This is a genomic window from Roseburia sp. AF20-18LB, from assembly GCF_003461185.1.
Classification (GTDB): Bacteria; Bacillota; Clostridia; order Lachnospirales; family Lachnospiraceae; genus Roseburia_C; species Roseburia_C amylophila.
On the sequence record NZ_QTWP01000002.1, the window covers coordinates 131,292 to 153,487 of the forward strand.

The 22,196-nt window shown below is 39.0% G+C and carries 18 protein-coding genes; all 18 read right to left on the reverse strand.

The features are described from left to right. Positions 1-5: 5 nt before the first annotated feature. The 18 genes from DWX65_RS05370 to DWX65_RS05455 all read right to left on the reverse strand — a co-directional run bounded on the left by DWX65_RS05370 (position 6) and on the right by DWX65_RS05455 (position 22,195). Positions 6-1,478, reverse strand: coding sequence for a flippase (locus DWX65_RS05370; protein WP_118172998.1), 1,473 nt, complete (start codon positions 1,476-1,478; stop codon positions 6-8). Positions 1,479-1,493: 15 nt separating this feature from the next. After that, positions 1,494-2,411 carry a glycosyltransferase family 2 protein gene (locus DWX65_RS05375; RefSeq protein ID WP_158564702.1) on the reverse strand — a complete coding sequence of 306 codons (918 nt, stop codon included), beginning with the start codon at positions 2,409-2,411 and terminating at the stop codon, positions 1,494-1,496. A 26-nt stretch (positions 2,412-2,437) separates the two neighbouring features. Further along, the gene (locus tag DWX65_RS05380) at positions 2,438-3,445 is read right to left on the reverse strand and encodes a glycosyltransferase family 2 protein (RefSeq protein ID WP_118088230.1); all 1,008 of its coding nucleotides are present in this window, start codon (positions 3,443-3,445) and stop codon (positions 2,438-2,440) included. 15 nt (positions 3,446-3,460) lie between these two features. Beyond that, positions 3,461-4,450 carry a GNAT family N-acetyltransferase gene (locus tag DWX65_RS05385; RefSeq protein ID WP_118173000.1) on the reverse strand — a complete coding sequence of 330 codons (990 nt, stop codon included), beginning with the start codon at positions 4,448-4,450 and terminating at the stop codon, positions 3,461-3,463. A gap of 13 nt (positions 4,451-4,463) precedes the next feature. Further along, entirely contained in the window at positions 4,464-5,561 is a 1,098-nt protein-coding gene (locus DWX65_RS05390; protein WP_118173001.1) for a DegT/DnrJ/EryC1/StrS family aminotransferase, read from the reverse strand. Positions 5,562-5,573: 12 nt separating this feature from the next. Continuing rightward, complete coding sequence (locus tag DWX65_RS05395; RefSeq protein WP_022244453.1) at positions 5,574-5,987, reverse strand: sugar 3,4-ketoisomerase; 414 nt, start codon at positions 5,985-5,987, stop codon at positions 5,574-5,576. 104 nt (positions 5,988-6,091) lie between these two features. Next, positions 6,092-7,060 (reverse strand): glycosyltransferase family 2 protein, encoded by a 969-nt coding sequence (locus DWX65_RS05400; protein ID WP_118173002.1) that lies wholly within the window; start codon positions 7,058-7,060, stop codon positions 6,092-6,094. A gap of 56 nt (positions 7,061-7,116) precedes the next feature. Next, positions 7,117-8,025, reverse strand: a complete 909-nt coding sequence (locus tag DWX65_RS05405) for a glycosyltransferase family 2 protein (RefSeq protein WP_158552104.1) — start codon at positions 8,023-8,025, stop codon at positions 7,117-7,119. A gap of 12 nt (positions 8,026-8,037) precedes the next feature. Continuing rightward, a complete protein-coding gene (locus tag DWX65_RS05410; RefSeq protein WP_118173003.1) occupies positions 8,038-9,813 on the reverse strand; it encodes a hypothetical protein in 1,776 nt (591 codons plus the stop codon). 21 nt (positions 9,814-9,834) lie between these two features. Then, on the reverse strand, positions 9,835-11,784 hold the full coding sequence (locus tag DWX65_RS05415; protein WP_118173004.1) for a DUF2142 domain-containing protein: 1,950 nt from the start codon (positions 11,782-11,784) through the stop codon (positions 9,835-9,837). Then, positions 11,781-14,717: a YfhO family protein gene (locus tag DWX65_RS05420; RefSeq protein WP_158564703.1), complete on the reverse strand. Its 2,937-nt coding sequence runs from the start codon at positions 14,715-14,717 to the stop codon at positions 11,781-11,783. Before DWX65_RS05420 ends, DWX65_RS05415 begins: the two co-directional genes overlap by 4 nt. Then, positions 14,698-15,642 (reverse strand): glycosyltransferase family 2 protein, encoded by a 945-nt coding sequence (locus tag DWX65_RS05425; RefSeq protein WP_117698687.1) that lies wholly within the window; start codon positions 15,640-15,642, stop codon positions 14,698-14,700. Before DWX65_RS05425 ends, DWX65_RS05420 begins: the two co-directional genes overlap by 20 nt. A gap of 12 nt (positions 15,643-15,654) precedes the next feature. Beyond that, positions 15,655-15,987, reverse strand: coding sequence for an EamA family transporter (locus tag DWX65_RS05430; RefSeq protein ID WP_117698686.1), 333 nt, complete (start codon positions 15,985-15,987; stop codon positions 15,655-15,657). Positions 15,988-15,990: 3 nt separating this feature from the next. Continuing rightward, entirely contained in the window at positions 15,991-16,347 is a 357-nt protein-coding gene (locus DWX65_RS05435; protein ID WP_117698685.1) for a transporter, read from the reverse strand. Then, positions 16,344-17,489 (reverse strand): ATP-grasp domain-containing protein, encoded by a 1,146-nt coding sequence (locus DWX65_RS05440; RefSeq protein WP_118056474.1) that lies wholly within the window; start codon positions 17,487-17,489, stop codon positions 16,344-16,346. The genes DWX65_RS05435 and DWX65_RS05440 overlap by 4 nt, the downstream gene beginning before the upstream one ends. A gap of 20 nt (positions 17,490-17,509) precedes the next feature. Beyond that, positions 17,510-18,526: an NAD-dependent epimerase/dehydratase family protein gene (locus DWX65_RS05445; protein WP_118173006.1), complete on the reverse strand. Its 1,017-nt coding sequence runs from the start codon at positions 18,524-18,526 to the stop codon at positions 17,510-17,512. Between the two features lie 29 nt (positions 18,527-18,555). Continuing rightward, entirely contained in the window at positions 18,556-19,689 is a 1,134-nt protein-coding gene (rffA, locus tag DWX65_RS05450; protein ID WP_118173007.1) for a dTDP-4-amino-4,6-dideoxygalactose transaminase, read from the reverse strand. A 67-nt stretch (positions 19,690-19,756) separates the two neighbouring features. Further along, entirely contained in the window at positions 19,757-22,195 is a 2,439-nt protein-coding gene (locus tag DWX65_RS05455) for a glycosyltransferase family 2 protein (RefSeq protein ID WP_242997819.1), read from the reverse strand. Position 22,196 lies beyond the last annotated feature (1 nt).

Below are 22,196 nucleotides of genomic sequence, written 5' to 3' on the forward strand. Positions count from 1 at the left end.
CCTCCTTATTTTTCATTGTGTTTCAATTTTCCAAATATCATGCGTACTTCTTCACGCACCAGTTCATCCCCTAAGATTAAAAGCATAATGCCATAGGTTACTACTCCAATTATAATCATCAGTAACATATAAATCAAATAACTGCTGAAAGTTACCTTCTGAAACAGCACATATGCAATGACCATCGGAACGGATGCGATGACATATTTCCAGACACCCTGCATCATTCCCTTAAACGGTATCATCTTATGTCCTAAGATAATGCAGATTAACATTACCATTGCCTCTGCCAGTACGGTAGCAATTGCTGCTCCATCGTAGCTTAATACCGGAATCAGCAGGTAGTTAATGATAAGGTTACTGATTGCGCCACCCAAGGTTGCCCAGAAAATAATCTTCTCTTTCTTCTTTGGCATAAATATCTGATATGCAATAAAGCCGTTAATCGGCGAGAAGAACAAATTGATGGCAAGAATTCTCGATGTTGTAACACTCGGGAAAAACTCGCTGTAATTCTTACCGGATATCAGATGAATGACTTCCGGCGAAATCAAAAGCATACCCACCATACATGGTACAATTAACATCATCATAAAACGGAATGCCTGTTTTAACAGCCGGTCAAAGTTATCCTTCTGGTCATTTTCAAGATAATATGCCATCCGGGGCATGATAACCGTACTCAGAGATTTAATCAGCGTACACAAAACCTGATTCATCTTCGATGCCGTTGTATAGATTCCCGCATCCTTATCTCCCTTCATCCATCCCAACATTGTAATATCGGAATTGAGATAAATAACAGATGCAATCGAAACGCCAAACATATATACCATCGGTTTCATATGAACCTTGATATCAGCCCAATGGACTCTTGTTTCAAATAAATGGATGTAATGTCTGCTGTGAATAAAATTCAGCACACCGGAGCCAACGGTAGATACCGCAGTCAATGCCACATACCATGCCACATCACCTTCATTCCGTACCAGCACAAATAGCATTACAAGTGCTACTACCTGGAAAATGACAGAACGAATCGTAATATACTCATACTCTTCCAACAGTTCATAGAGCCATTCCATACCAAGGGTGGTAAATAGAACCGTAGAACTGCTGATTAACAGCAGCATTTCATAGCCGTCAAACTTCGGCAGGAACAACGCACCTGCAAATCCGATATAAGCAAGCACCGTAAATACCAGATTGATGAAAAACATCTCCGAAGCAAATTTATTTAATTTTGCCTTATCGTCACGGATTTTTGCACCCTCTGTAATGGCATAATTATTAACACCAAAGGATGCTACCAGCTGAAAATAGCTGACAATGGATGCTACATAGGCAGCCCGTCCCACTCCGGCAGAATTCAGTACCCGCGTTGCATATGGATAGGTAATCAGCGGGAATACTATTGTCATCAAAACCCGAATCAGATTCATTATAAAGTTAAATTTGATTGATTTTACTTCTTTCACAATATGTCCTCGCTGTTACTTCTGCATTGCCTCTAAATGTTCCAAGAGAATTCCAAGCGATTTAATCTGATTCTCCAGATTAAAGATTTCTTTTTTGCGCTCGGTCTTATAAATATAATCCGTAGAGATATCCTCAAGATGAAGAATTCTTACCTCCGGACAGTATACCATCGGTATTCCCGCTTCTTTACATCTTAAATATAAAAGTTCCTCTTCCCGGAACATAAAGGTATCCGGTACGAATGCATCTTTATATTTTGTAAGATAAATCGGCGAGAAAATCAGACAGCAGCCATGCAGTACCAGCTCATCCTGATATTCCAAGGAGCCTTCTGTGCAGTCTTCATGTTTCTTTAATTCCGGCATGACATGAATCTTTCCAAGGAAGATGCGAAGCAGCAGCTTTGCTCTGTCCCAAAGATTCCAAAGCGGATAAATGGAAGAGGTAATGTGTTTTAATCTCGTCTCATATACATGGCGTTCTTTTTTCAAACCCTCAATGGATGCAATTTCATAATACATGGCATTTTCCCTGCCATCCTTTAATTCAATATGCGGTCCCATTACTGCAAACTGATGTGCTTCATAGGCTGCCTCCACCAGCTGTGCAAAGTTATCCTGCAATAAAATCACATCATTATTCATCACGCAGATAAAATCACAGTGCAGATCTTCTCTTGCATATACATAGCCAAGATTGTTGCCTTTGGCAAAGCCGAGATTTTCCTTACTCAAAAGAACACTTACATGCTCTGTGTCTTTATAGCACTCTGCTAAATCTTTACCGGTTCCGTTGCCGGACGCATTATCTACTACCACAATTTCATAATCAGCCTGTGCCATTTTCTCCTGAATTGCCGCAATACACTTCTTTGTCATATCAAGAGTGCAATAATGCAATACCACAAAGCCAAATTTTTTCTTCTCACTCATCTTTGATTCCATCCATTCCAGATATCCTAATTGTGTAATAATAAACTGTCAATGAACAGCCATTTTACATGGCATACAAAATACCAAAGCATTGCCTTCCGGTATAATTTTAATGCCTTTTTATCAGACATCTTTCCGGTCTTGCAATATTCTAACCACGCCTCGGATACTGTAAGTCCGTCTTTTTTTATCTTTTCCTCATAGAAAGCCACCTTTTCTCCGGCTGGCTGTTCCTTACATTTATGCATGAAACTCATATCTGCCCGGTGACGTACGAGACTGTAGCGGATAAATTCCGGTGCAATCTTCTGCTCCAAGTCATAGTCCATCAAATTTCTAAGATAGTTGATAAACCTGGAATTTCCCGTCCAGATGCCGTCTCCGGTCTGACGATAGCTCGCCATAATATCCGGCATATAATATACATCCCCATGCTTGATAAAACAGAACGTAATGGTATTATCATTAAAATAATCTGCTACCACATCCATCGGAATATCCTTGATATAGGCACTTCGCATCAGAATAGAATCCGGATGGAAATAGAAACGTCCCCAATAGGTTGTTCCCTTTAATTTCATCGTATGATTGCAGTTTAAAAATGGTGTATTTTCTTTCGTCTTCTCATCATAGGCATAGACATTGTGGGCACAGACTGCATATTTTGCATTTTCCGGCTGATCCATAATCTCTACCTGCTTCTGCAGTTTATGGTCATCGATATAGAAATCATCCCCATCGAGATAAGCAAAATACTCTCCCTTTACATACTGCAAAAGATTCAGACGGTTTCTTGATGCCCGCTGGCTGCTGTTGTATTTCACACCAGGTTCCCGGTCCATCACATAGATTTCCATTCTGTCCGGATATTTCTGCTTCCATTTCTGTAATTTTGCCATGGTGCCATCGGTAGAACCATCGTCACCAATCAGCACCTCAAAATCAAAATCACATTTCTGGTCAAAGACACTCTGCAATGCCTCATCCACATAATCTTCCTGATTATAAAAAGTCACAAGGACGCTTACTTTCATACTATCCTCCAGTGCCTACAATGTAATGGAGTAGGTCAGGTTATTACAATAGGAGCTTCCGAAGTCTTCTTTGCTGGTAATCAGTCCCATATTCAGATAATTACCTAAATCTTCGGTTGCTGTTCCCCAGGAAATCCGTTTATAGCCACGATTCTTCATTTCCACAATCATGGAATAATACATAAAGGTCATCGGGCTTAATTTATTAAACGCCTGTCTTGCAGCAAGATACTGTGTATGGGCACAGCCTACTTTATCGAAATAAAACATCATGGAGCCAGCTAACATTTCATCCTCTTTGAAAATGCCAAAGAAGCCACATTCCTTCGGAAAACGGTCATTCTTGAAATCTAAGAGCTCTGCTAAAGTATGTACCGGTCTGGTATCATACTTGGAAAGGTTCTCACAGAGAATATCATAGAATTCTTTAATCTCATCATCTGTCGTCAGCGGTCTGCATTCCAGACCTTCCTTCTCACAGTTGTGTACATTGGTACGTTTTCCCTGTGCAAAGTTAGATAGAATTGCCTCTTTATAGGTAGCATAGTTTACATAAGTGCTCAGTTCCTTATGCTCCGTATAGCCTGCATGCTGGAATGCATACTGGAATAAATCACTTTCTACTTCTGAGAAAATATCGGAAGTCATCTTAAGATAAGCCTCGTTATAGCCCTGCTCCTTAAGATAATCTTTTAATTCTTCTACTAATACCACTACATGTTTGGCATTGTGATGCTTCTTGTCGATAATGATACCGCCAAAGGTGGTTCCTTTGTGGGAGAAAAATACCTTTTTTCCATCCTGCTCCAATTCACATGCAGGAATCAGGGCTGCGATATTATTTTTCTCATTATATACTACCAAAGATACATCTTTAAATCTGCCTGCCGGATGATAATTGAAGAACCGGCGGCTCTGTAAAAAGGTTCCGTTTATGGATTTTTCTGTGATAAATTTATCCCACTGTTCCTCTAAACTGTCCTCATATTTTTCAAATCGAAACATAGTCTCTCCTCTTCTATTTGAATGCATTGATTGCATCAATGACATATCCGGTTTCTTCCTCTGTCATTCCATAGTACATCGGAATGCTAAGCTCTGTTGCAGAAATCTCTTCTGCCAGTGGAAGCTCTCCCTTTTTGATGCCAAGGCTTTCATATGCGCCCTGCAGATGCATTGGAATCGGATAATGTTTATTGGTTCCAATTCCCTTTTCATTTAAGAACTTCTCTAATTCATCCCTGCGTGCACAGCGGATTGCAAAGATGTGGAATACATGCTTCGTATCCGGCATTATAGTTGGCAGTGCGATTTCCGGATTCTTAATTCCGGCAAGATATTTCTCTGCTGTCTCAATACGGTTTGCATTCCAGCGGTCTAAATTCTTTAATTTAATTCTTAAGAAAGCTGCCTGCATCTCATCCAGTCTGGAGTTATTTCCCTGATAGATATGATGATATTTATAATCAGAACCGTAGTTGCCAAGGGCACGTACTTTATCTGCCAGTTCTTTATCATTGGTTACAAAAGCTCCGGCATCTCCTAATGCGCCTAAGTTCTTGCCCGGATAAAAGCTGAATCCGGCTCCGTCTCCAAGACTTCCCACATGTTTTCCCTTATAGAGTGCGCCATGTGCCTGTGCAGAATCTTCGATTACTTTCAGATTGTGACGTTTTGCAATCTCCATGATTTCATCCATTGGTGCCGGCTGTCCATAAAGATGTACTGCCATAATTGCTTTGGTCTTATCGGTAATCTTCTCTTCGATTCTTGCCGGGTCAATGTCAAAGGACTCTAAAGTCGGCTCTACAAATACCGGAATTGCACCTGTATAAGAAACTGCCAGTGCAGTTGCAATAAAGGTATTGGATGGAACAATGACTTCATCACCTGTCCCGATTCCATATGCTTTCAGTGGAAGGAACAGTGCATCCAGTCCGTTACCTACACCTACACAGTATTTCACGCCACAATATGCGGCATACTCTTCTTCAAACTTTGCTAATTCTTCTCCCTGGATAAACCAGTTTTTTGCTAAAACCTGCTGAAATTTTCCGGTAAGTTCGTCCTTGATTTCATCATGCATTTTCTCAAATGACACAAATGGTATTTTCATGGCAATTCTCCTTTACTTATCCTTATTTTCCTCTTTTACAAATGCAAGAAATTTATCGTAATCCCTGATATAATCATTTTCATCATAATATTCTGATGCCAGTACCATCAGCACTGCATCCTCAGAGAAATCATACATTTCCCGCCACATATTATTTGCAATATATAAGCCTTCATATGGCTTGTCCAATAAGACCTCTGCCGTCTCACTGCCGTTATCCAGATGAATCTTACAGGTTCCATGAATCGGAATCAGAATCTGTTCTAAACACCGGTGTGCATGATAGCCTCTTCGTACACCATCTACGGTATCATACATATAGTAAACACGCTTAATTTCAAATGGAATATCACGCATCTCTTCCAATGCTACCAGCTGACCGCGTTCATCCCCATGCTGCTGAAATCTGTACTTAATCACTTCCATGGACATTCTCCTTCTTCCACATTCCTGTGTTCTGCTTTTCTCGTTTCTTTTCTATGTTACTTTCTATTTTCGCTCTTATTTTAGTTCCTGTTTCAATTCTCTTCTTACTCTGCTTTTTCTTTGCCGAATTCCGGATTATCTAAAAATCCCTTCTGCTGATGTAATGGCCGGTATGCGCCTTTTCGTGCCTGCAGCATATGGCTTATAAGATAACGGATGGCATCCGGATTGCGGAACAGCCGTAACAAAGTACGAAGATAAAGGTTTCTGATTTTATATAATCCCAATACCTTTTTCTGCTTCTTCACATATGGATTATCGCTGTACTGCTCCTGAATCATGGCATAGAAACGGTCTACATCCTGTGCAAGAAGCTCCGAGAAGCTGCTTTTCTTCTTAGTGGATACTCCGGTATCGGCTTCATACCATACCAGATAATCCGGGAAGAAATGCATCGGTCTGCCATCTAAGCCTGCCATCATCTGAAAAATATCTTCTGCATAAATGACCGTTCCCTCTATCTTCTTAAGATAAGTCATATAATAGTCTACGGTATAACAGGTACATGCACCGGAAGCATTGTCCCGATACAGCACCAGATTCTTTACAATCTTATCCTCATTCCAGTTCTTATACGGAGATAAATCAAAGGGATGCGGAAATTCCACATAATCTACACCGTCATCTTCCCTGCGGCAATACCCCCGCATCAGACCAAAGCAGGACTCATACCGGTTCTCTTCCATAAAGTCATACACCTGCTGCAGGGTATGTTCATTATAGAATGCATCTCCCGGGCCAAAATCCCGGACATATTTTCCTTTTGCTTTTGCCAGACCATCTATGAGATTTTTTACCGTTCCCTGATTCTTCTCATGAGGAACAAGGGTATAATCTGCAAACTGATGTGCTGCAAAATATGCTTCTATCTTATCAAAACAGTTTTCTTCTGAACCATCATCTGAGACTACGATTTCATAATCCTTAAAGGTCTGTGCCATGACAGAATCCAGAGTTACTAACAATTTCGTCCAGTCTGGATGATAAGTTACAATTAAAACAGTAAATTTCATCGTTGCTCCTTCTTGTTAACTTATACAGTTTACTATGTTTTCTTAAAATTTGCAACTTACAGCCTTCCGATGAGGAACAGTACTCTGACAAAGATTTCATCAATCATTCCCTGACGCAATTTATGCGGATAAAACACTTTTTTCAATGCTACTATTGGATGAAATCCCTCTTGTGTAAACAGATAAAGAGTCTTTCTATCTTCTTCACTCAGCTTATCTTTATATAATTCCGCATATTCACGAATCTGACGTCTGATATACTTAAAATAGTGATTCAGGAAAAACTTTTTAAACCTCCAAACTTGTGCTTTCCAAAAGCTATCCCCGCTGTTACTAACATTGCTCCCTGTTCTACGGTATTTTACGGTTGCACGTTCATCATATATAACCTTTCCCATGCCAACACACACCATATACATCCACCAGTCGTGTCCGGTAGAATATTTTGGCATCTGTTCTGTTACCATGTCCTTAGCTTTACGGTTAAATACACTGTTAAAGCCCAATGAAACACAGTCTACCATTGAATTTGCAAAAGATATATTAGGATGTTTACAGTCCCTATGTGCCACAAAATTTAACCCGCCATCATAATAATCATAATTTGAGAAATACAAAACAGGAACATCCGATGGGCTTTTATCCAGCAATTCCAATGCCATTTTTATCTTATCCGGAAACCAAAAATCATCCTGATCACTAAAGGCATAATAATCTGCTTCACCGCCATTTGCAATCAGCCACTCAAAACTTTTCACAAAGCCGACATTTTTTCCTGCTTCAAGATGAACTAGGCCTCGTTCTTCATACTCTTTTAAAATAGTCAGTGTTCCATCTTTTGAACCATCATCTCTTACATATATTTCAATATTTTTATAAGACTGTTCCAATATACTTTCTATCTGTTCACGAATATACTTCTCTCCATTATAAGCCGATAATAATACATTTACTTTCTTATCCATATGAATCATTCCTTACTTTTCATTTAGCTTACCTACAAAGCCGATTTCCGTATCATATATCCTTTCCAGTGAATCAAAATATGCCTGTTCATCCTGATAAATCTGGCTGTCTTTTAATACCAGTATATACTCTGCTCCAGAATCATTCAAATGATTAAAATAATCTGTGTGATTCGGATCACTCTGTCCCCAGCCATAATATCTTTGATTCGTAATTGCCTGATACCACAAATCATCCTCCCAGTATCCTGCCATCGGAACAAGTTCCTCTCCTTGTTCTAAAAGTTCATTGTAAACCCAATGATATAATTCCTCTTTCTCTTTCGAATATCCTGGCATCCAAAACGTTATGTAATTATAATGCAATAAATCATTATATGCTTCTGCCTTATATGACGAAACCATAAGACTATTATGTATCTGGATACGTTCCTCTACTTTTCCCAGATACATTCCAACCAAAAATATCCAGGTAATAAAGTATCCTGTTATCAGGACTCTGGTCTGCTTTTGTGCATAAACGACTCCATAAAATACTAATACAAAAGCTATTAACCACAACAAAAAATATATTTTATAGAAGTAATATGTAGATGCCTTACCTGTAACCGTTTTCCAAAGCAGTAACAATGTAAATACAAATGTGTAAGGTGCCAAAAACAATACAAGATTATTATCCCCTTTCTTACACATTGCATAGAATCCAAATAAAATCAGCGGTATATATATAACAAAATTAGAAAAAAGATCCCTGTAGCATGCCCCTTCATTCACAATTGCACTGGATACCGTTACCCCATCTTTAAATACACCGGCATATGTATATACAAATCCAAGAATACACGGAATCAGGAACACTGCCAGACAGGTTACCACGGTGTCTTGTGATACTAACTTATGCATTTTCCATTGTTTTACAAAAATGCAGGTAATTAGTGCAAAAAAGGTCACCGGCATAAACATCACATAGCATTCAAAAATAGCAAGGCACCCCAGCATCAGGAAAATGATGTTCATCCATTTTCCCATATTCTCTTTTAAATACATATCAGTTAAAATAATCAACATACCTACAACGGTAACACCCATTCCAAGATATGTAAAACCATAAATCATGGAACACATAGGATATCCAATCATATATACAAAGGAAAGAATGTACGCTGCAACCCTGCCGAAACGGTCTTTACCATACTTTCTTGCTATTCCATAGAAAACAAATGCAGAAAGGCACACCTGAATCAGTTCACTCAAAACATAAAAACGGTAGTAATAGTCCACTGTTGCCAGTGGTGCCAGCATCTCTATAAATAATCCATTCCAAACAGTTTCATAAAACATACTTGTAACAGTTCCGTCATTCACAAGGTCCATTGCTGCCCGGAAATGATTCGCTGGATCAATTGTAAGGAAATTAAGATTAAGAGCTGTTCCACCATATCTTGTTTTTGCAAAAATAATTAAAACAACTACGGCTGTTACGACAAACATCAAATCACTTACCGCAAACTCATATTTCTGATATTTCTTCTTTTTCCAATTAAAAAACCATACTATACCTCCTGTTATCATATCAATGATTCCAATTGATATAATATTTATCGGGATATGTACTAAATCTAAAACCGCCGCCCAAAATGTGTGATAACAGTTTAATAAAATAAGCAACATTACTATCCATGTCACTCCGGTCTGTTTTTCTTCACTTTTATACAAGCCAAAAATACTGCTCCAAACTAATATCACTGCTGCCACAAAAAAAGCTGTACTACCAATGTTCCATCCCATTCCTCTATTCGCCCTTTCTCCTTAATAACAGGTCTTAATCAGAATAAACAATGCATAGAGAAGCATTATTCCCATGATTGCAGATACCTTTATTGTAAAATGATTTATGTTATGTTTTATTTTATCACTGACTAATGCGATAAATGGAAGAATTATAAGAATAATAAAATATCTTCCCTGTACTCCTCCCACAACAGCAGCCCCTACCGGGTTTGCATAACCATCAGCAATATACAGTCCGAGCATCACTGCCACTGCTGTAATTATAAAAGTAACGATTAGTAATACCCTCTGTCTTACTTTTATTTTTCCATTCATACTCTGACCATCCAGCATTCCAACTGTAGTCAGAAAACACGGTGCAATAATCATAAGCATACTAAGTGGATAATTCAGGCTTCCCAGTATATTAAGCTGATGCAAATATTCATTTATTTGTACCAAAACAGTAGAGAATATTACCTTTACACCCACCAGCGGATTAGCCATCAGATACTGTAACTGTGTCATATCACTGGATGCTCCACCAACTGCCTGAAGCCCACTAATTCCCGTTGAAACCCGAGACATGATATAAATGCATAAAATAGCAAATGGTATCAAGGTTATTGCAAATGCTTTCCAATACTTTCGGTTACTTTCAAATTTATTCTTTGGAATCAAAAATACCAACAATCCCATACATGCATAAACATATTTACACAAGAACATTCCAAGTAACAAAAAGCCCAGCAGTAACGTATGTTTCCATGACAACTTGACATTTTCATCAAAAGCATAATATAAACATAACGCAATAAATAAGAACCCAAATCCATTCAGTACCGCATCCTGCGAAAGCGAAGCTGCCTGATATATACTTAAAGGCATTACTGCCAGCATTGCAAGTAAATTCTTATAGCAGGGAATAAAACGAATTGCAAAAAATCCAAGCATAACATAAGTTAACAGGTTAAACAGTCTTCCCATCAAAATGACACCATAGATACTTAAATTCAATGCTCTTCCAATGAAAATTCCAAATCCCTGTGGCCAATATACAATCGACGTCACACTTTCATAATATGTCATTTCAACCTTAACATTTGAAAATTTATGAGTTTTTAAATAATTTACATATTCACTTCCTTCACTTCCATCCGGTGTTATCTGCCGATATGAAATATCACTCACATTCTCAGGAACATTTATCACACCATCCCCATGGGAAAAATTACCAAAAGAGCCCAGTATATTTCCATAAGAAACATCCATTGCCTTATAAAAATGCGATGGACCATCACATTCCTGAAACGGCGGATTAATTAACGCCATTGCAATTCCCATTACTGTTGCTAAAATAACAAATATATACTCCGGACGTTCTAACCGTTTCGGCAACACACAAATACCAACAACTACAGCTGCTCCTAATCCGAATAAAACAAAAAATGCTAGATTTAATCCTCCGCCGTAAATAACAGACATCCGAAGTCTTGTTCCTGACTCCTGATTATTTACTGCCATATCGGATTCATAATCCCCTTTCAGTACACAGTAATTCACCTCATCAACAGGAGTTTCTTCCTGCAGCGTAAGATATACTTTCTGTCTTCCACTCACCTCACCAGATGAAAATGAAAAACTTATTACCGACTCTTCCCCCCTGGAATCCGGTAAATCGGTCTGTGCGCTAGCTAGTAATTCATTTGTATCTGCATTATAAAGCCCTGCATCTATAACAACATTCTGACCTGAATCATTTGTCATTAAAAGTGCAATCGACTGCACACTCTCTTTTATTTCAAAATACTGTGTAACAATCGTCTCTTCAGCTGGAATTACATCATTCTCTCCACTTCTATCATTATAATTATCCTGTCTTGATTCATAAAATACGTTTCTATGTTTTACCATCAAAACTGAAATTATTAAAAATACACCAATTGCGATCCAATATTTAACCGGAATTTTTTTTATTTTCTCTTTCATTTCTGCTTACCCACACCTCGTTTTCTATCTTTTAAATGCAATATCAGACATACTCCAGCTAAAACAATGATTCCAAGTACACTTCCTATAATACCTTCCTTTAACCTTGGAATATGATATACCGCCTGCACATTATGAACTCCAGGTTTCAGTCTTACTGCAGTAAATCCATAATCACCATTTATGATTGTTTCTTTTTCCTCATCTACATAGATTTCCCAGCCTTCCTGATCTGGAATAGTCAAAAGCAGAAATCCTTCCTTCTCATTCGAAACAGTACCTTCAAGTGAAGAACCGTCTACTTTAAAATCTCCAATGTCCGTCTGTCCAGGTTCTTCCTTTGATAACATATCCTGTCTGTCCCTGACAATCAAGGTATCCCCTAAAAGTTTTCGGCGACTTCCTTCATCCATTTTTTCACATTCTTCCTGTGAAATAGTTTTTTCATAAAAAGAAGCAACTGAATCTGCATATATATTTTGATATATATATACCTCCCCTATTTTATGTACATATTGGCACCAGGAATAATCAATTTCAGATGTACTTAAAATATATTTTAAATTAATCAACCGCATCGGATAAATCTCTGTTTCATCTGTCACAATAAATGCCCTTTGAGCATCTGTCACCTTCTGGCTACTGTACAGATTTGTATAAAAAGATGACAAATTGCGATTTATGGTACTATTATAATCAGTTATAGCAGAATATCCGGCTATCAACGAATCTCCATACGTTGAAGAAAATGAGTATGTCTTCTCCACGCGGTAAAAAGAATCATCTTTCTCCTTTAAATATTTCAATGCATCTATCGTATCATTTCCCATCCCTTTATCAGAATAAATTATTTTTTCTCCCGAAGCATAAGCCGTTACCCGCTCATTATTGGTAATATAATTTTCCCTTCCCACAGAAATAATCAGACATATTCCAAGGAAAACTTCTACTATCCCCCATATCTTTTTTGTTCTGCAAAAATATCCAATTCCAAGCAATCCTGCAAAGATCAGGCACAAAACAATAAGCTGTCCATCATATTTTATCACTTCACCAGACGCTCTCCGACCGGTCTGTAACAGCACTCCAACACTTGCCGCCAGCCCCAATGCCAATCCAAAAATACTGATTTTTTTTCTTACAATCAGACTTTCCCATTCTGTTGCTACCAGCAATGCTGCTACCGGCATGATTACAAAAGTATATCTTGCCTGCACATATGCAAATCCATTAAACGCAATGGCAAATCCCGGATTATACAAAATAAATACGCCTACCATTGTCACAAAGATTCCATATACCAGCTGTTTTGTATTTTTGCACTCTCTTATTTTACGTACAAGAAATTGTCCCAGAAATATAAATATAAATACAGTAAGGCAGACATTTGGCATCTCATAATAATTTCCCCAACCCGTTGCATGCTCTAACTGGTTAATGCAAAAAGTATTATTTGATATAAGACGACCCGTTGTTTCTATATTGGCATCCATTGTATAAGTAGAAAACAGACCACTTAAAAACTTTGTAATTGCAGACTCACTGGAATCCAGCCTTGTCGAACTGGAAGTCAGGTAAGATGCTGCCGGCAATAATGTCACCGCATCCATAAATACGCCACATATAATTGTTCCAAAGACTGTTGCCGCACGTTTTAATCTGTCTTTCCATTGCCAGTCCAGCTCCGGATTAATCAGCCTGAGTACACAGTATATTGCAGCAAATGCAAGTGCCATATATGTATTATAATAACTGTATAATGTCGATGCTGCGACTGCGACTCCCAATCCCGCAATATATTTTACTTTGACTTCCCGTAACAGTTTCTCCAGGAAAATCAAAATTATTATCTGGTATACACAAATTGTTCCCAGCAAATAATGTTGTCCCCATAACATCAGATAACCATTAAATGCATAAAGATATCCGCCAACACATGCTGCTTTTTCTGAAACATGAAACATTTTCAAAAAATAACGGCATAAAAGTGCCGATAAAACAATCTTCAATATCTGCGCTACTACAAGCAGTCTTCTTACCTTTGAGATTCCACCGATTACTCCACCTAATATTACAAACAATCCAAATGGATCCAACGTCTGTGAAATATTGTTCATCAGACTTGTTCCCAAACCATAATCCCAGTTCCAGATACCAAATGTTCCTTCCTGTATTCTTCTTACACAGTTCATGTAATATGGATAATACTGCTGGATGGTATCTGAGCCAATATCCGCAAAGATAAAAAGTCTGTCACCAAATATATAATCATGAAAAATATATAATACGGTGATACCAACCACAAAAAGAAATACTGTAATGGAAGCAGTTTTTTTTAGTTTTGTTCTATCTTCCGAAATATATTCCACACCTTTTACCAGTACTCCAACCAGCAATAATACAATTGCTATTTTAAAAATAGCCTTCTTATGAATTCGTACATACACTTCAAATGGATTTCGATAAGAGATTTGGTTAATATTATAATGCAGTCCCTGTACATCTGAAATCAATAGTTTAATATACTTTGTTCCTTTTTCCACCTGAATTGGATTATGCCCCAGCTGATAAGTATATGTTGCTGGATCACTATTAAATTCTTTTGTTTCTGACTGCCAGATAAAACCTGTAATTTCCTGATTCAGTTGATTCATTTCAACATCCAAGAGTTTATCTGCATTTACCGGAATAATAAAGAAACTGTCTTCTCCCGTAATATATCCATCCTCATCCTGGATTAAATCATTAGCAGAGCTTTTTATTTCTTCAAGATTTTGTTTTTCCTGCTGGAAAGTAAAATATATTTTCCAGTTGTCAAATCCCCGTTCTCCAACCGTTCCCACCAGAACCAGCCCTGTAAGAATCAGAACCAGTTCTGCAAGCAATACTGCTGCATTTTTTAACCATTTCTTCCTATCGACTTGAATCTGCATCTTCCTTCTCCTCATTCAGCATCTGGCGTACCACATAAAGGGGTCTTTGTTTTGACTGCATAAAGATATTTCCTACATAAATGCCTACCAGACCGACTACCATAATAATAATTCCTCCGATGAGACAGTTAGTTGCTACGATACTGGTCCAGCCTGCTGCCACATGACCGGTAAAATAATAGATAATCAGTCCGATAATCACCAGTGCTGAAATGATGGACATCAGAAATCCAAAGCCCATGGTGAATTTCAAAAGTTTATCCGACTGGGAGGTTAAAATCTCTCCCGCCATCTTAAAACGCTTCTTCATGTTATAAGAGGATTTTCCCTCAAAACGGGAATCGTGTTCCACATCAATTGCTGTCTGCTTAAAGCCAAGCCATTTCACATAAATTACAAAGGCACGGTGCATTTCCCGCATCTTGCAGTAATTATCGATTACCACCCGTTTGCTGATGCTGAAATTACAGATTGCCGGGTCATAGTGTCCATCCGATGCAAAGGAATAAATCTTATAGAATATTTTAGATACTAATACCTTTAAGAAAGAATCTTTTCTATGTACTCTTCTGGCAAAGACCACATCATAACCTTCCTGAGCCTTGCGATAAAGATTCGGGATTTCTTCCGGTCTGTCCTGTAAATCACAGTCCATCACCACTACCCAGTCTCCTTTTGAGGCATCCAGTCCTGCAGTTATTGCCATAATCTGTCCGAAATTCCGGGATAATTCAATCCCCTTTACACGGCTGTCCTCCTTACAGATTTCTTCGATTACTTCCCACGAATTCTGCGGGCAGGCATCATTTACCAGAATAATTTCAAAATCATCGGTGATGGTACTTACCGATTCCACCAGACGTCTATGCAATTCATGCAGCGCTGCCCGGCATCCATAGACCGGAACTACAACTGATATATCCATTTTCATACCCTCCTATAGGTAAAACACGATAATGCCAAGCAGTATCAGTGCATTTCCAAATACTTTACGCTTTGTAATCGGCTCTTTAAAAAAGAAAAAGCTTAAAATCATAATTAAGATATAGCCCAGAGATTCAATGACCGGGCCATTCTTATATTCAATTCCATGATATGCCAGAATCGTCAATACGGTAGTTCCTACCATCATGGCATATCCAATGATGACATATGGATTTAAGTATTCCTTTATTACATTATCATATTTTTTTGCAGCACTTTTCTTTAACAAAATCTGCGAAAAGGAAGCTACTACTACGGATGCCACCAGAAAAAGCCAGTATATCATCTTTTAACCCTCCTTATTCACAATCATGGTGCCGGCAATTACCAGAAGGACACCAATAATATTCTGTACCGAAATATGTTCTCCAAAAATCAGTGCTGCCCAGATCATAGACCACAAAATCGCAATGCTCCGGTTTGCATATGCTACCGACAAATCAACCCTTTTGATAATCTGCTGCCAGAAAATGGCATACAATCCAAGGATGCAGATTTCCACTCCGTAACACAGAATAAATCCCATGGATAAAAACTCATATCCTGCAGCAAACTTCGCTGCCACACCGGATAATGTGTATATCATAATTACCAGCTGCAGTAAAATCAGCAGTATCCACTTTTTCTTTCCTTCTACTTTACTCATCGTTCCAACCAATCCTTAATCTCTGCCTGATTTTTTCCAGCCAGAATGTAATAACCAAAACGGCTTCCACTGTCTACTACCTGATGTTCCCCTACCGGTTCCATTTCACTTACCATCTGAAGCAGTTCCGGACTTTTGCTCTTAATCTCTTCCAAAACATCCAGATCCTTCTTTGTAAACACAAAGCGGATTCCCGCACACATCGGCTCATGTGCCGGTGTCAGTTCCGGTTCCTGTCCCAAAGCAGTCTCAATTACCATGCGTACAAAGTCATATCCGGAAGATAAATATACCAGATGGGAGCCAATACAGTCGCCACCCATACGGGAACCGATTTCAATGATTCTTACATTGCCATCGGCATCCAGTTTAAATTCTGAATGAGAAGCACCATTTTCAATCTCAAGAGCAGTAAGTGCCTTCGGAATAAATTCCTTCACCCGGTTCATTTCGATTTCAGAAAGCTCCGGTGGCTCCATATGTCCGGTCTCAATAAAATGAGGATATCCTGTGGTATATTTCTTTGTCACCGCCAGCACATGATGTCTGCCCTGATAAGAAATACATTCACAGCTATATTCATTGCCTTCGATATATTCTTCAATAATTGCCTTCTTTTCAAAGGAATTACGCACTGCCTCTTCCACTGCCGGAGCAATCTCTTCAAGACGTTCCACCCTCATAATACCGCGGCTTCCGGAACGGTCGGTCGGTTTTACTATCATTGGAAACTGCATATCTGCTACAGCTGCCGCGTAATCATCCCCTTCACATACACTGACAAAGCCCGGTGTAGGCACACCATGCTTCGAAAAAGCTTCCCGCATGGCAAATTTATTGGTAGATATATAGATACAGTTGTCAGAATTATGTGGTAATCCAAGCTGCTCTGCCAGATACTGCACGGTAATATTGGCAAGATCAGATGCTATTGTTGCAACTGCATCTGGCTGAATCCTCCGGCATTCTTCTAAGATTGCTTCCTTTTCCACAATGCTGATGGGATAAAAATAATCTGCTGTCCGTTCTCCGATAGAGCCATCTTTCCATGCAAATACATGTGTCTCATATCCCATCTCTTTTGCCTTTAAAATGAGCGGATTCTGAAAAGAATTCGCTCCTATAATTACAATTTTCTTCATATTGCCTGTCCTCCCGGCATTTAACTTTCTTTGCGGCGGCTTGCGATAAACTTATCCCATCTTCCGCTTTCTAATTCTTTTTTATAATCTTCCATAATCGCACGATAAGAAAGGTATTCCGGCACAAATCCGAAATCTTCCTTCGCCTTTGTCATATCAAACAAAAAGGATGGTGTATTATTCGGCTTGTCCGGACGGTATACAATCTTAGAGCCCTTATCCGGTCCGAATACATCAATAACAGTCTGCACCTGCTTCTCTAAAGTAAGTTCTGTACCGGATGTCATATTATAAAGGCCATAGGTCTTATCACTGCGTAACGCCAGCACAAATGCCCGTGCAACATCCTTTACATAAATAATATCTCTGGAAATCTGTGGATCTCCCCAGATTTCAATATCTTTTCCAGCTTCTGCATTTTCGATAAAAGTCTGGATTCCCGTCTTATAATATTTGCCATTAACATAAATTTCTGAATGCGGGCCAACACCATATACCGGCGGCAGACGGAAAGAAGCGCACTGCATGCCATGCTGTTCATTATAATATTCCATTACATCATTGGCTGCATTCTTGGAAATCACATATACTGCATGGTCTCCTGTATACATGAAATCTCTCGGTTCTGTCTCCTTAAGTGCAACACCCTTTTTCCATGCATTTCTTACATCTGCATAGCTGCTGGTAGCGATCACTTTCTGAATGCCATTCTTGCGGCAGTACTCCAGCACATTTATCGTTCCTTCCACATTGATGCGAATATAATCTGCAGCATTCTCATCCTGTGCAATGTCCACCGGTGCATTTGCCGGAAGCAGACCTGCCAGTAAAATGACACCCTCTACACCTTCTGTCGGTAATTTTTCAAAATCTTCTTTTTTCGAAATATCCAATGACACACAGGTAACGCCTTTTGCTTCCAGTTCCTGCTTCATGATTGCATTTCTTCCAGTTGCCAGCACCTCATAACCTTCTTCCAAGAAGCGGTCTACGGTATACATTCCAATAAATCCTGTTGCCCCAATAACAATAACCATTTACTCTGTCCTCTTTCCTGTATTTTCATTTATCTCTCTTTGTAAAATGCATTAACCTTATCTATCACATAGTCTGCCTGTTCCAATGACAGATTATAATATAACGGCAGGCGGACCAGCCTCTCGCTTTCCCTCGTTGTATAACGGTCTTCTCCCGCAAACATACCATAGCGCCGACCTGCCGGTGCTGTATGTAATGGAATATAATGAAATACAGCCTGTACCCCCTGTTCCTTTAAATAACTGATTAAAGCTGTTCTTTCCTCTAAATCCCTTGCTTTCAGATAAAACATATGTGCATTATGTGCGCAGCCCTCCGGTATCGTTGGGCGGACAATTTTACCCTCATCAGATAATTTTTCCAATCCATCCCAATAGCGGTTCCAGATAGACAGACGTTTTTCATTAATCTTATCCGCTGCTTCAAGCTGTGCATAAAGATATGCTGCATTTAACTCACTTGGCAGATAAGAAGAACCCGCTTCTACCCAGGTATACTTATCAATCTGTCCCCTGAAGAATTTGCTACGGTTTGTTCCTTTCTCCCGGACAATTTCTGCATTCTCTACATTTTTCTCGTCCCGGATTAAAAGTGCTCCGCCTTCTCCCATACTGTAATTCTTTGTCTCATGGAAACTGTAACATCCGTAATCTCCCATGGTTCCAAGTGCCTTTCCCTTATAAAAAGACATCACACCCTGGGCGGCATCTTCAATTACCAGAAGATGATATTTCTCTGCAATTGCAAGAATCGTATCCATTTCACAGGATACTCCGGCATAATGTACCGGAACGATCGCTTTCGTCTTATCGGTAATCGCTTGTTCAATCAGTTTTTCGTCTATATTCATGGTATCCGGACGGATATCCACAAACACCGCCTTAGCACCTCTTAAGACAAAGGCATCTGCTGTAGATACAAAGGTATATGCCGGCATGATCACTTCGTCTCCCGGCTGAATCCCGGATAAAATAGCTGCCAGTTCTGTTGCGTGGGTACAGGATGTTGTCAGTAATGCCTTTTTTGTCCCGGTATGTTCTTCTAACCAGGCATTACATTTCTTTGTAAATTCTCCATCTCCACAAATCTTCTTGTTCTCTACCGCCTTACGGATATAATCCATGCTTTTTTCCATATAAGGTGGTTCATTGAAATTAATCATTTCTATGCCTCCGTTATATATTCATGATATTGCACCACTTTTTACAATACCAGACCATTTATGATTCTCACTCTTTCAGTGAAAAATCTGCTTTATCCAGTGTCAGATTCGGATTATAATACGGATCCCCTTTTTCCAGAATATCTCCCCAGCGTTCTCCAAATAAAGCGATCTCCCGCTGGAATCTTGCCACTTTATCCGCAGAATCTTCCAGACCTCTTGATTTTGATTCATAATGGTAGAACTGTGCATATGGATTGTATACTACAAGATAACCTGCTTTTCTTACTTTCAGGCAGAAGTCAATATCATTGAAAGCTACTTTGTATTCTTCATCCAGTCCCCCGACTTCTTCATATACACTTTTTCGTACCATAAGACAGGCAGCTGTTACTGCTGATAAATCCTGCACACTTATGCTCCTGGAAAAATATCCATTGTCTTCTTTGTCCTGTCCGATAAATGCATGACCTGCAATACCGCCAAATCCAACGATAACACCTGCATGCTGTATGGTATTATCTTCATATAATAATTTTGCTCCGGCGATTCCTACATCCGGGCGCATACATACATCCAGCATTTCCTTGATGCTGTCTGGTTCGATCATCTCCGTATCATTGTTCAGAAGAAGGATATATTCTCCCTTTGCCTGCGCCACACCGAAGTTATTGATCTTCGAATAATTAAAGTCTCCTTTGTAATATAAGACAGTTACATTATCTCTTGTCTCTATCTCTTTATAATAAGCAAAGGTCTCTTCTTCTGTACTGTTATTCTCTACAATGATAAATTCAAAATTCCGGTAGGTGGATTTCTCTTCGATGGAATCCATACATTTTCTCAAGTCTGCCACATGGTCTTTATTCGGAATGATAATCGAAAGCAATGGTTCTTCTTTCCATTGATAACGGGTATGATACATTCCATAAAAAGGTCCTCTTTCTACTTCTGCTGGAATTCCAATTCTGTCATAATGTGCTTTTACCGCCTTGCATCCATTAGTAAATGCATACAGCTTGCTTTCCGGATTCTCTGAAGTTGACTGGGAATGACATCTCCAATGATACAGCACTCTTGGAATATGGGCAATATGTTCTGCTGCCTCGGTACAACGCAGTATAAAATCATGATCCTGTGCGCCATCATATTCACTCTGAAAGAAACCTGCTTTCTCCAGAATCGTCTTATGGAATACGAATAAATGGCAGATATAATTCATGGTACATAATAAATCAATATTAAAATCAGATTTAAAATGTGGTTCAAAATAGTGTCTGCCATTCATGTCCACCTTATCTTCATCCGAATAAATAACGTCTGTCTGCGGCTCTTTCTGTATTGCTTTCGCACACTGATATAATGCTTCCGGTGAAAGCAGATCATCATGGTCTGTCAATACAATAAAATCTCCATTCGCCATTTTCAGTGCTTCATTGGTATTACCGGCAATTCCTTCATTGCTTTCCAATAAAATATATTTTATACGCTTATCCTCTTTTGCATATATATCTACAGTTTCTTTCAGGGATTTTTCTTTTCCGCTTCCATCTGCAAGACACAGTTCCCAGTTGGTATATGTCTGCGCCTGTACCGACTCTATCATTTCACGCAGAAATTTTTCTTTGGTGCAGTATAATGGAACAACAACCGAAAACAATGGTCCATCTTTTATTACATCCTGTCTCTGCCGCTCCAGTTCATTTTCGTCTACTCCATATTTCTTCAGAAATTCCTCGTAATTCATCGTGTCCTTTTTGCCCTTTAACTTATAGAACACCTTACGCACCATTTTCCGGAAGCCATAATGTTTCCAATACGCAATCGCTTTTCTCACATAGCCGGAACCAGTCTGTTTTTCTTCTCCCTGGCGGACTTTTTCCAATAATATTTCAAACCGTTTCTGCTTATCTGCTGCTTTCAGTATAAGTACCAGTCTCTTTCCTCCCTGATCCGGTACAAAGATTTCATAACCACAATTTATACTGTCTGAAAGTTCTCCAAAAACATCTACTACATCTTTACGATATTTCCACTGTACTTCAAATGGTACACTTTTTTTATCGATAAAAACTTCACATTTGGTTGTATCCCCTGCTGCACTCCATCCGGTCAGAACAATTTTATCCTCTTCTAAACGTTCCATCTCCAGATTGCTTTCCAGCTGGCTGCATATGCTCTGATATAATTTCCCATCTGCCCGGAAAGACAACGCTTCCTCACTGCCCTTGCAGCTGTATACCCGGATTTCTGTAACCGGTTCTTCCGGTATTCCAAATTCTCCTGTAACTTCTTCTCCTACATTCATCTGGTAATGCAGATATCTTCTTCTGACATCCACACTTTTCTCTATTGTTATCTCTACTGGAATTTCCTTTTTATTTACATATACTTTAATCGTTCTTCCTTCCGGATTATCTTCTGGAAAGAAACCACGAAAAACCATTCGATTCTGTTTCGTCAGATGCATTCTCATGCTCTCTGTCACGAAATCATAATTTATCATA